Annotated in this window: 13 protein-coding genes; 12 read left to right on the top strand and 1 reads right to left on the bottom strand. The window is 37.2% G+C overall.

Annotated features, from left to right (window positions below; genetic code table 11):
- The first annotated feature begins 1 nt into the window (after position 1).
- The 8 genes from meaB to MKX29_RS17325 all read left to right on the top strand — a co-directional run bounded on the left by meaB (position 2) and on the right by MKX29_RS17325 (position 7,574).
- Positions 2-1,111 (top strand): methylmalonyl Co-A mutase-associated GTPase MeaB, encoded by a 1,110-nt coding sequence (gene meaB / locus MKX29_RS17290; protein WP_224936028.1) that lies wholly within the window; start codon positions 2-4, stop codon positions 1,109-1,111.
- A 245-nt stretch (positions 1,112-1,356) separates the two neighbouring features.
- The gene (locus MKX29_RS17295) at positions 1,357-1,794 is read left to right on the top strand and encodes a BrxA/BrxB family bacilliredoxin (RefSeq protein WP_224936029.1); all 438 of its coding nucleotides are present in this window, start codon (positions 1,357-1,359) and stop codon (positions 1,792-1,794) included.
- Positions 1,795-2,088: 294 nt separating this feature from the next.
- Positions 2,089-2,862, top strand: coding sequence for a transporter substrate-binding domain-containing protein (locus tag MKX29_RS17300; protein WP_224936030.1), 774 nt, complete (start codon positions 2,089-2,091; stop codon positions 2,860-2,862).
- A gap of 106 nt (positions 2,863-2,968) precedes the next feature.
- The gene (locus MKX29_RS17305; RefSeq protein ID WP_224936031.1) at positions 2,969-3,628 is read left to right on the top strand and encodes an amino acid ABC transporter permease; all 660 of its coding nucleotides are present in this window, start codon (positions 2,969-2,971) and stop codon (positions 3,626-3,628) included.
- Entirely contained in the window at positions 3,621-4,343 is a 723-nt protein-coding gene (locus tag MKX29_RS17310) for an amino acid ABC transporter ATP-binding protein (protein ID WP_224936032.1), read from the top strand. The genes MKX29_RS17305 and MKX29_RS17310 overlap by 8 nt, the downstream gene beginning before the upstream one ends.
- Positions 4,344-4,807: 464 nt before the next feature.
- Positions 4,808-5,668 carry a manganese catalase family protein gene (locus MKX29_RS17315; RefSeq protein WP_224936033.1) on the top strand — a complete coding sequence of 287 codons (861 nt, stop codon included), beginning with the start codon at positions 4,808-4,810 and terminating at the stop codon, positions 5,666-5,668.
- Between the two features lie 377 nt (positions 5,669-6,045).
- Positions 6,046-7,041, top strand: a complete 996-nt coding sequence (locus tag MKX29_RS17320) for an aromatic acid exporter family protein (protein ID WP_224936034.1) — start codon at positions 6,046-6,048, stop codon at positions 7,039-7,041.
- 35 nt (positions 7,042-7,076) lie between these two features.
- Positions 7,077-7,574 carry a L,D-transpeptidase gene (locus tag MKX29_RS17325; protein WP_224936207.1) on the top strand — a complete coding sequence of 166 codons (498 nt, stop codon included), beginning with the start codon at positions 7,077-7,079 and terminating at the stop codon, positions 7,572-7,574.
- Positions 7,575-7,663: 89 nt separating this feature from the next.
- Here MKX29_RS17325 and prli42 read toward each other — a convergent pair whose 3' ends face one another.
- Complete coding sequence (gene prli42, locus MKX29_RS17330) at positions 7,664-7,741, bottom strand: stressosome-associated protein Prli42 (protein ID WP_218971988.1); 78 nt, start codon at positions 7,739-7,741, stop codon at positions 7,664-7,666.
- A 188-nt stretch (positions 7,742-7,929) separates the two neighbouring features.
- Between prli42 and mce the strand changes: the two genes are divergently transcribed.
- From mce to MKX29_RS17350, 4 genes are all read left to right on the top strand, one after another.
- Positions 7,930-8,343 carry a methylmalonyl-CoA epimerase gene (mce, locus tag MKX29_RS17335; RefSeq protein ID WP_307312959.1) on the top strand — a complete coding sequence of 138 codons (414 nt, stop codon included), beginning with the start codon at positions 7,930-7,932 and terminating at the stop codon, positions 8,341-8,343.
- On the top strand, positions 8,343-9,893 hold the full coding sequence (locus tag MKX29_RS17340; protein ID WP_341106758.1) for an acyl-CoA carboxylase subunit beta: 1,551 nt from the start codon (positions 8,343-8,345) through the stop codon (positions 9,891-9,893). The genes mce and MKX29_RS17340 overlap by 1 nt, the downstream gene beginning before the upstream one ends.
- A 133-nt stretch (positions 9,894-10,026) precedes the next feature.
- On the top strand, positions 10,027-11,145 hold the full coding sequence (locus MKX29_RS17345) for a M20/M25/M40 family metallo-hydrolase (protein WP_224936037.1): 1,119 nt from the start codon (positions 10,027-10,029) through the stop codon (positions 11,143-11,145).
- Between the two features lie 601 nt (positions 11,146-11,746).
- On the top strand, positions 11,747-12,223 hold the full coding sequence (locus tag MKX29_RS17350) for a chemotaxis protein CheW (RefSeq protein WP_224936038.1): 477 nt from the start codon (positions 11,747-11,749) through the stop codon (positions 12,221-12,223).
- The last annotated feature ends 29 nt before the right edge of the window (positions 12,224-12,252 follow it).

Consider the following 12,252-nt stretch of genomic DNA (forward strand, 5'->3'; position numbering starts at 1 on the left):
TATGGACACATATAAGAAGCGTGGAAGGCCGTCTAATGAAGGTTTTACAGATTCTGTTCAGGATGGTGACTTCTCATCCAGTTTTTCGTCTCTGACAAGAGGAAGTAACTTTAAAAAGAAAAAAGAAACCTCACTACCCATCGATGATCTGGAAAAAGGATTATTAGAAGGTAACCGAAGTGCACTTGCTCGTGCTATTACTTTAATAGAGAGTAATGCTGAGCATCATTTTCAAGGAGCTCAAGAGTTATTGCATAGAGTTTTACCACATGCGAATCAATCTATTCGTATTGGCATTACTGGGGTGCCTGGTGCAGGGAAAAGTACTTTTATAGAATCTTTTGGTTCGTTTTTATGTAATGAGTTAGGTGCAAAAGTAGCTGTTTTGGCTGTTGACCCTAGTTCAAAATTAAGTGGTGGTAGTATTCTTGGTGATAAAACGAGAATGGAGCAACTCGCCAGAAATCCTCTCGCATTTATACGACCATCACCAACATCAGGAAAACTAGGTGGTGTCCATCGCAAAACAAGAGAAACGATGATCTTATGTGAAGCGGCTGGTTTTGATGTCATCTTAGTTGAAACGGTCGGTGTTGGTCAAAGCGAAGTGATTGTACGTGATATGGTTGATTTCTTCATGCTCCTTGTTTTAACTGGAGCTGGTGACGAATTGCAAGGAATGAAAAAAGGAATTATGGAGTTAGCAGACACGATTATCGTTAATAAAGCAGATGGAGATAATAAACATGCAGCCCAAAAAACGAGAGCTGAATATGAAAAGATTCTTCATTTTCTTCAACCTGCAACGAAAGGATGGCCATCTAGGGCTTATGTTTGTTCTTCCCTTTATGAAGAAGGTATAAAAGAAGTGTGGGAAGTGATTCAACAATTTATTGCCAATACACAAACTTCTGGTGTCTTCGAGCAGAGAAGAAGAGAACAAGCGAAAGAATGGATTTATTCCATGATCACAGATCAACTTCATTATCGTTTTTTTGGTTCACCAGTCGTGAAAGAGATGTTGCCTAAAATTGAAAATGATGTGATTGCAGGTAACCGAACCGTAACATCGGTTGTCGAGGAACTTTTTAGGCAGTATACAAGAGAATAAAAAAAGCTGCCCCTTCACCGTGATAGGGGCAGTTCTAGTATATATAAGCCTGCTTTACTAGCAGGAACACCCAGGGGGAGGGTTATATATTGTATGTTACCCCAAAATTTTTCATTTAAAACTCAAAGATAAAAGTTTCTATACTGTAAAAAAACTCACGACCTTGGTATGATATAATTATACGTAAATGAATAAAACGTATAAGGACACTTTGATCCTAATTATTCTTTAGGGGGAATGAAATCATGAGTATGGATTTTAATTTGTTTATGAATGATGTTGTGCAACAAGCTCGTAAAGAAATCGTTCATGCAGGATATACAGAGTTAAGAACAGCAGACGATGTGAAAGAAGCATTAGATAAAAAAGGAACAACGCTCGTAATGGTTAACTCTGTTTGTGGGTGCGCAGGGGGAATTGCTCGTCCGGCTGCAGCACACTCTATTCATTATGATAAGCGCCCTGATCATTTAGTAACAGTATTTGCTGGTCAGGATAAAGAAGCAACTGCTGAAGCGCGTTCATATTTCACAGGTTTTCCACCATCTTCACCTTCCTTTGCTTTGTTAAAAGATGGAGAAATTATTACGATGGTTGAACGCCATGATATTGAGGGACACGATCCAATGGCAGTTGTTCAAAAGCTTCAAGCATCATTCGAAGAACATTGTGAAGAAGTATAATATCATTATTTTATCATGGAAAAGAATAGCCGTTCCGTACGGTTATTCTTTTTTTTGCATTTAACACTCCTACCATTTTTTACTAGAGAAATGAAAACTAGTAAAATTTTTCTTTTCATATACAATTCCTTCCTTTATACTAAAAATTAGTTAGAAAAATCAAAAAAATATAATTATGCAAATATATCATTGCATATTCATACATATGTGTTAAAATACATCTAGATGAATAAATATTAATTAATTAGAAACGAAATTTATTTTCATACTATATAATTTTTAGGAGGAAAGACCGTGAAGAAGCAATGGATACTTTTAAGTGTGTTATTGGTATTAATTGGAGGGTTTTTAGCTGCATGTGGATCAAGTGAAGAAGCTGGTGGCGATAGCGATAAAAAAACATTAGTAATGGGTACGTCAGCTGATTATCCACCATTTGAATATATCGATACAGCACAAGGAGAGGAAATTATTGGGATTGATGCTGATATCGCAAAAGCAGTGACTGAAAAGCTAGGATACAATTTAGAAATTAAAGATATGGATTTTGGTGGACTGATTCAAGCACTTAACTCCGAACAAGTTGATTTTGTTGCATCAGCCATGTCTGCAACGGATGAAAGAAAAGAGAATGTTGACTTTACTGAAATCTACTATACTTCTAAACATATGATTATCTCTAAAGAAGGTAGCGGGATTGAAACAGCTGAAGATTTAGAAGGGAAAACAGTTGGTGTACAATTAGGTTCTATTCAAGAGACAAAAGCAAATGATTTAGCTGAAGAGATAGATATGAAGGTTGAAAGCCGTAATCGTATTCCTGAGATCATTCAAGAGATTAAAGCAGGTCGCTTTGAAGCAGCCATTATTGAAGATACAGTTGCACAAGGGTTTCTTGAAAAAGAGAAAGATTTAGCTGGTGTAACGATTGAGGATGCTGACGGCGGCTATGCGATTGCTTTACCAAAAGGTAGTGAGCTAACAGAAGAATTTAATAAAGCCTTACAAGAAATGATTGATAACGGGGAAATCGAGGACATTATCACAAAGTGGTTCTCTGAACAATAAACCCAAATCAACGTTCAGAAGGGGAAAAACCTTCTGGACGTTTTTTCCCTTCAATGGGTGGATCAAATGAATTTCAAATATTAATTACTGAGAGGAATGGCACTATATGAATTTAGATTTTACCTCTGTCCTCCCTTCTCTACCTTTCATTTTACAAGGGCTCGGTGTCACACTACAGATTGTATGTTTAGCGGGTATTTTAGGGTTTTTATTAGGAATTATCCTTTCTTTATGTAAGATTAGTAAAATGAAGCTATTAAATTGGCTAGCAAATGCTTATACTTCCGTTTTTAGAGGTACGCCATTAATTCTACAATTGATGATTATTTATTTTGGCTCACCACAAGTACTAGGCTTTCAAATAGAGGGTGTAACAGCAGCCATTATCGGATTTGCATTGAACTCGGCCGCTTATATTTCTGAGATTATTCGTGCAGGCATACAAGCAATTGATAAAGGACAGCAAGAAGCAGCAATGGCTTTAGGCGTTCCGTATCGTCCGACAATGATAAATATTATTCTCCCACAAGCAATGAAGAACATTTTACCTGCGCTTATGAATGAATTCATTACATTAACGAAAGAATCTGCCCTTGTGACGACAATTGGGGTAATGGATGTGATGAGACGAGCGTATCAAGTAGGAGCGAATCAGTATCAATTTATGGAACCCCTCCTTCTTGCCGGAATCATTTACTATATCTTAGTAACGATACTCACATTCTTAGGCAAACTAGTTGAAGGGCGGTTGAGATCCAGTGATTAAAGTGGAAAAATTGCATAAATCCTTCGGGAAGAATGAAGTGCTAAAAGGTATTTCAACACAGATAAATAATGGTGAAGTCGTTGCTATCATTGGTCCATCTGGTTCAGGTAAATCCACTTTTTTGCGTTGTATTAATAAATTGGAAGAGCCAACAAACGGGAAGATATGGATTAAAGATGAGGATATTACCGATCGACAAACAGATATATTAAAAGTCCGACAAAATGTAGGGATGGTGTTTCAGCATTTCCATTTATTCCCTCATATGACTGTGTTGGAGAATTTAACTTATGCACCATTAAAGGTGAAAAAAATAACAAAATCAGAAGCGGAAAAGAACGCTATGAAATTACTAGAAAAAGTCGGATTAGCTGTAAAAGCGCAGGAGTATCCTAACAAATTATCAGGGGGGCAAAAGCAGCGGGTAGCAATTGCTCGCGCACTTGCGATGAACCCAGAAATTATGCTATTTGATGAACCAACCTCAGCACTAGATCCTGAAATGGTAAAAGAAGTGTTAGATGTAATGAAAACACTCGCACATTCAGGTATGACAATGGCTATTGTTACTCATGAAATGGGGTTTGCGCGTGAGGTGGCGGATCGCGTATTATTTCTAGATGGTGGCGTGTTAGTTGAAGATGCCCCGCCTAACGAATTCTTTTCCAATCCTAAGTCTTCGCGTGCGCAAGATTTCTTACAAAAAGTGTTATAAGCGAAAAAAACCCATCTAGGGCTGTTGAGAATGTCTAGTCTCAGCAGCCTATTTTATTTTCAACGTCAACTAGTTCTATGAAATTTAGTGCGGTGAATTTATGATCAATTAGTTATTTTTCAATAAAAGAACAACTAAGCAAAAGTGAAGTTGAACTATTGCACATATTCCCTGAAGAACATCTACTTTATCAGCTTGGTAAGACTTTTGGGTATCACTACAAGTGAGCTCTTCTTTTAAACTTGAACATTTGTTGATTAATATGTAAAAATCCATTTGTACTTTATAAGTGAATCATTGAAAAGTTTTAAGAGTGTTTGCTGGTGATAAAGTTTAAGGGTCGTTTTCCCATATTCACTTAACATAGAGCTTGATGTAATAATATTGTATTTAAAGTACAGACACCTAATCATTTTTGCTAAATATACTACAGTGTTATAAATAAAATATTAGGAGTAATGTCTATGTTTTATCATATAAAAGAATTACAATATCATGCAAAACCAGAAAGACCTGACCCAGTCTTCGCTCGACAACTGCAAGAAGTAATTGGAGGGCAGTTTGGAGAAATATCAGTTGCGCTACAATATCTCTTTCAAGGTTGGAACGTTAGAGGCAATGGGAAATATAAAGATTTATTAATGGATACTGGTGCTGAGGAGTTAGCACATATAGAGATGTTAGCAACAATGGTTGCTCGCTTATTAGATGGAGCACCAGTAGGAGACTTAGAAGCAGCTGCTAAAGATCCTATTATTGGGGCTATTCTAGGAGGAATGAATCCTCAGCATGCCATTGTCTCGGGATTAGGTGCAATGCCAGCTGATAGTAACGGAAAACGGTGGTCAGCAGATTATATTATTGCTAGCGGTAATTTACTTGCTGATTTTAGAGCTAATTTAAATGCAGAATCACAAGGAAGGTTACAAGTTGCACGTTTATATGCTGCGACAAATGATAAAGGTGTGAAAGATATGCTTTCTTGGCTTCTTGCTAGAGATACGATGCATCAAAATCAATGGATTGCTGCTATTAAAGAATTGGAAGAAAAAGAAAATGTCGTTGTACCAAGTACTTTTCCGAGAGAACTTGAAAAACAAGAAGTATCTTATACCTTATTTAATTTTTCAGAAGGGAATGAAAGTGCAGAAGGAAGATGGGCACATGGACCGAGTATGGATAAGCTGGGTACTTTTAACTATGTGGAAAACCCTGTCCCTTTTGCAAAAAAACCGAAATTAAAACCTGCACCAGATTATATATTTAATACTCCACCGTCAGTAATGAAGGGTAGAGATGATCAAATACCACCTAGTTTATATTAAACTTTTTGCGCGCCAAAGGTTTCCAGGAAAAGAAAGACGCCTTTAGGAAGAGATTGAAACAATAAATAACTCCTAAGGGAATAGAAAAGGGTCTTTATCTTCATATTTTTGGGAGGTAAAGACCTTTTCCCTTTTTATATCTTATTTTTTCATTATTAGAATGTGATTATTGTATAATAATAAGAAATATCATGTTAGCTAGTGTGATATTCTTTCGTATTGTGGTTGGTGTGTTATCATCAATTATTTTTGGGCTTTGGTTATAAGAGAAAGTATTGTTATCAGGGCAATAAAAAAACGAAAATTCACTAAAGTAGATAAACGAGAACGATACGTACTTGATGCTCTAGCATGATGAACATACGAGGAGTAATAAGATGAAATTTAGAATAGGCTATAGAACAGTGAAAACAGCAGTCGGAGCAACTCTTGCTATTATGATTGCGCAAATGCTTGGTTTGGAGAATTATGTCTCCGCCGGTATTTTAACAATTTTATGTGTGAAGGTGACAAAAAAAGATTCCTTACGTGCTTCATGGGATCGGATATTCGCGTGTTTCATTGCTATATTTGTTGCGTCTCTACTCTTTGAAATACTTGCCTATCATCCATTAGTTATTGGTATCGTCTTACTTGTGTTTATTCCATTAGCGGTAATGTTCAAAGCTAGCGATGGAATTGTTACAAGTTCCGTTATTATTCTACATATTTATTCAGCTGAACAAGTGACAGTGGGACTGATTTTAAATGAGGTAGGAATTATTATCATTGGGGTTGGCATTGCATTATTAGCCAATTTATACATGCCTAGCCTTGACGTGAAATTAAAGGAATATCAAGTAGAAATTGAACAAAATTTCAAACTGATTTTTGATGAGATTGTCATATATTTAAGAACAAATGAAAGTACTTGGGATGGTAAGGAAATCACGGAGACGTATCAATTAATTGAAGAAGCAAAAGCATTAGCATTCAGAGAAGTGGAAAATCATGTATTAAGGAACGAGAGTCTCTATTATAGTTATTTCAAAATGAGAGAGAAACAATTTGAAATCATTGAGCATGTTTTGCCAGTTGTGACGGCGATTGATGAAAATGTTGAGCAAGCAGAGATGATAGCTGATTTTATTGAGGATTTATCCGAACATATCCATCCAGGAAACACGGCCAGTCTCTTCATCGATAAGTTACAACAAATGCGGGCCCAATTTGCTGAAATGCCATTACCACAAACAAGAGAAGAATTTGAAGCACGCGCGGATTTACTTTATTTTATTAAAGAAATGGAAGAATATCTCTTTATCAAAAGTCAATTTGCGGGGTTAAAAGGAAGCAAGAGCTTGTATCAAAATACGGCCACTGGAGAACAATAAAGAGAAAAAAGGATGTGATTCTATTGCTAAATGTGATGAGTCATCTTTTTCTAGTGTTAATGATTTCTCCACTTTGGCCCATTGGCCCAAACCCGTTACCGGGAGATCCTTTCGTGATTGTAAATAAGCGCACAAATGAGCTAACTTTTATTGATAATAGGGAGGTTCAACAGGTTGTTCATGTGGCTACAGGAAAGACTGATAGCTTAACGCCAGAGGGGATGTTTACGATTATAGTAAAAGCGGAAAATCCTTATTATCGAAAAAAAGATATCCCAGGTGGAAAGAAAAATAACCCGTTAGGCACACGCTGGATAGGTTTTGATGCGAAAGAGACAGATGGAAGAATTTATGGCATTCATGGTACCAATGACCCGGAGACGATTGGTCACTATGTCTCTAATGGCTGTATTCGCCTGAAGAATGACCATGTTGAAGCTTTATTTGAGAGAATTCCTATTGGAACGAAAATATTAATTGTTTCAACTGATGAAACCACAGAACAATTAGCGAAAAAATATGGCGCATTATAAAAGGACGGCTCAACATTCGGAATTTCCGAGTGCTGAGCCGTCCTTTTTCTTGTTAAGCTTCAAGTAGTTTCATGCTTTTTAATTTTATATTAGAAGAACATCGTTAGACCCATTAGAAGTGTTGATGCAAGCATAACGAAAATCATCAAATAGACTATGATCTTCATTGTTTTTTTCGGCAATTTCTTTCACCCTCTCCTTGAGTGGTATTCCTCTTTATTTTACTAGGATTTTCTCATTTGAACAACATAGAGTTTTTTTCTTGTATATTCGACATATTCGTGGAAAATTATTATAATTATATATAGTTAGAAAATAATGATATTTTTAAATAGATAGAATAGGGGGGATTTCGTTGATCAAAAAAATTGATCATATTGGTATCGCTGTTCGATCATTAGCGCAATCATTACCTTTTTATACGGAAACATTGCAATTACCTTTGTTAGGAATTGAAGAAGTGAAGAGTGAAGGCATTAAAGTAGCCTTTATTCAAATTGGGGAGACGAAACTTGAGTTATTAGAGCCGCAAACAGATGAAAGCGCTGTAGCGAAGTTTATCGCTAAAAGGGGAGAAGGTCTTCATCATGTGGCATTGGGCGTCCATTCTATTCAAGAGAGAATCGAAGAAATGAAAACAAAAGGCATTCAAATGATTCAAGATCAGCCAAAATTGGGTGCAGGTGGAGCGAGTGTAGCCTTCATGCATCCTAAATCAACTGGCAGTGTTTTATATGAATTATGTGAAAAGAAGGGAATGACAAGCTAATGGCAGACATCTATGAAAAAATTAACGAACTTTATGATCGTAGAAGAGAAGTAGAGCTTGGTGGCGGAGACGAAAGAATTGAAAAACAGCATAAAAAAGGAAAACTAACAGCAAGAGAAAGAATTGCTTTATTAGTCGATGCTGGTACATTTGTGGAATTAAACCCGTTCATTGAACACCGTAGCAATGATTTTGGTTTAGATAAACAAAAAGGGCCTGGTGATGGGGTTATTACTGGTTATGGAAAAGTGAACGGGCGTCCGATCTTTCTTTTCTCACAGGACTTTACCGTTTTTGGTGGTGCACTAGGGGAAATGCATGCAAAAAAAATTGCGAATGTTATGGACTTAGCCGCAGAGAACGGAGCTCCGTTTATTGGCTTAAATGATTCCGGTGGTGCACGTATTCAAGAAGGTGTCGTTTCTTTAGATGGATACGGACAGATTTTTTATAGAAACTCAATTTATTCAGGTGTTATCCCGCAAATATCTGTTATTCTAGGTCCGTGTGCAGGTGGGGCTGTTTATTCGCCAGCTATTACCGACTTTGTTTTTATGGTCGAGAATACGAGCCAAATGTTCATTACAGGGCCAAAAGTGATTGAGACCGTTACTGGAGAAAAAATTACGGCAGAAGATTTAGGTGGAGCAAATGTACATAATACGATTAGTGGCAATGCCCACTTTAAAGGAAAGACAGAGGAAGAGGTTATTGCGCAAGTTCGGGATTTATTAAGTTATCTCCCGCAAAACAATGAAGAGCGCGCACCAAGAAAAGCAGATGAATCAACAGATGACTATCGACCAGATTTAACGGATATTATTCCATTTGATGCAATTAGACCTTATGATGTTCGCAAGGTAATTGACCAAGTGGTGGATGCTGATTCTTTCTTAGAGGTGCAACCTGATTTTGCCAAGAATATTGTTGTTGGCTTAGCGAGGATAAAGGGCGAATCAATTGGACTTGTTTGTAATCAACCTAAAGTGATGGCTGGCGGGTTAGATATTGATTCATCTGACAAAGCAGCTCGCTTTATTCGTTTCTGTGACTCATTCAATATCCCATTAGTGACTTTTGAGGACGTTACTGGGTTCTTTCCTGGGATTAAGCAAGAACATGGGGGAATTATTCGTCATGGCGCAAAAATTCTTTATGCCTATTCAGAAGCGACGGTACCTAAGTTAACCGTCATACTGCGAAAAGCATATGGAGGGGCTTATGTAGCGTTGAATAGTAAATCTATTGGGGCAGACTTGGTTTTTGCTTGGCCAAACGCTGAGGTGGCTGTCATGGGCCCTCAAGGGGCAGCTAATATTATTTTTGCTAAGGAGATTGCCACGAGTGAAAATCCTGAACAAACGAGAGCGCAAAAAATAGAAGAGTATCGTGAAAAATTTGCCAACCCATATGTCGCAGCCAGTCGTGGTATGGTAGATGATATCATTGATCCAAGAGAAACAAGAATAAAAATTATCCAGGCATTAGATATGTTAAAAAATAAAAAGGAAACACGCCCGTTTAAAAAGCACGGGAATATGCCTTTATAGAAAGATAGAAGTCAAATTTTCTATAAAACATTCTTTATTTGCTGATAAGTTTCGTTAGGAGTATACTAATTAGTGTTGAAGAGAACTGTTTAAAAGCATAATAAGGCTCGTGAAATTTGGAGGTTATTGACGGATGATTAATGAAGAAAGACTGTTAAATGAGTTTTTAGAACTTGTGCAAATTGATTCTGAAACAAAGGATGAAGCACAGATTGCAAAAGTATTGAAAAAGAAATTCCGTGACATTGGAGTAGAAGTATTTGAAGATGATACGACTGCAGTGACGGGGCATGGAGCGGGCAACTTAATTTGTACACTTCAAGGAAATAAAGAAGGCGTTGACCCTATTTATTTCACATCTCATATGGATACAGTTGTACCTGGTATCGGGGTCAAACCTTCAATTCAGGATGGTTATGTAGTAACAGATGGCACAACGATTTTAGGTGCTGATGATAAGACTGGGTTAGCGGTAATGCTTGAAATCGTCAAAGTACTTAAAGAGCAAAATATTGTTCACGGTACAATCCAATTTATTATTACTGTCGGTGAAGAATCTGGACTAGTTGGTGCAAAAGCATTAGACTCTTCTCTCATTCAAGCAAAATTCGGCTACGCTCTTGATAGCGATGGAAAAGTAGGTAATATTATTGTTGCTGCGCCGACACAAGCGAAAGTGAGAGCAACGATGATTGGCAAAACGGCACATGCTGGAGTAGCACCAGAAAAAGGTATTTCTGCAATCACGATGGCATCAAAAGCGATTTCTAGAATGCCTTTAGGTAGAATTGATGAAGAAACAACAGCCAATATCGGTCGCTTTGAAGGCGGAAAACAAACGAATATCGTATGTGATCATGTCGACGTTCTTGCGGAAGCACGCTCTCTCATTGCTGAAAAAATGGAAGCGCAAGTTGAGAAAATGAAAGCAGCATTTGAAAGTGCAGCAGAAGAAATGGGTGGCAGAGCAGAAGTTAATATTGAAGTGATGTACCCAGGATTCAAATTTGCAGACGGTGACCATGTTGTCGAAGTTGCCAAAAAGGCAGCGGAAAAAGTAGGGCGTAAACCGGAATTATTGCATAGCGGTGGTGGCAGTGATGCCAACATTATTGCTGGATTTGATATTCCTACAGTAAACTTGGCAGTTGGTTATGAAGAAATTCACACAACGAACGAAAGAATGTCAATCGAAGAGCTCAATAAGTTAGCTGAAATGGTAATAGCAATTATCGAGGAAGTAGCAGCTTAAATCCTCATGATAGAGCATAGCTACAGCTCAAGTAAGGCCAACCTTGAAAGCCGCAGAGCACACTTTTATTTGTGCTAGCGGCTTTCTTTTTTGTGGATGAAAAATTATTCTGAGAGGGGTTTTGGTGAACATCAATGAGAAGAAAAGTAGCAGAATGAGTTGGACGGATAACTTTCATACACAGCAAATCTTTGCTGATGATTAGAAAGCTATATGAGCAAATGGGGTGTGCTCGTTCAATTCAAAAAGAAGAAAGATTGGAGTAAATCATGTTAACTGGCAAAAGCCAAAGGATAAGTTAGAGGGATGCACGAGTCACGTTTTTGTACAAAAATCACTAGAAAATAGATGAAATTGCGGTTATTTATTCCCGTAGTACATATTTGTACTTTCTTAAATAACCCAAAATTGTACATCGTTAGAATTAACATGGACATAAATGAATATCCTCATAGAATTCAGTGAAAATGTTGGGAGGAGCCTGATAGAGTCCTATCAAAGATATAATTCTCCATTAGGAAAATAGTCCTTACTCTTCTCTCTTCTTTTTTACTTAATATATGATATATTTTTACTATGAACAAAAGAAGGAGTGAATCTTTTGGATAAATATATTGTGTTTCGATGTAGGCAGGAAGAGTATGCGATTACTATTGATCAGGTCATTGCTATAGAACGGGCAGAAGGTTTTACATCTGTCCCACAACTCCCGCATTATGTAAAAGGTATGATACGTTCTCGGGGCCACCTTGTCCCGGTTCTTGATATTGAAATGATATTTTATAATCGAGCGATTGAAGAAAGTAAAGATAGAAGAATCATCATCATTCAAGGAGAAGAATTTGAATACGGCTTACTTGTTGCGGAAACGAAGGAGATTATTGATATAGCGGAAGGTCTTATTGAAAAGCCAGGACTTCTTTTACATATTCGTCTAGACTACTTAAAAGGAATTGCTAATTTTAAAAATAGATTAATTTCTATCATTGACAGCCATCGCTTCGTGAGCTCATTGGATGGTAATGTTTCCATTGCAGAATATATAACAGAAGCTAAGGAAGCAGAGGCAGCTTTATAATCTATTTGCTATAATTGGAGGATACAAAC

Origin of the sequence: Cytobacillus sp. FSL R7-0696, assembly GCF_038006865.1 — a bacterium.
In the GTDB taxonomy this organism is placed as follows: Bacteria; Bacillota; Bacilli; order Bacillales; family Cytobacillaceae; genus Cytobacillus; species Cytobacillus kochii.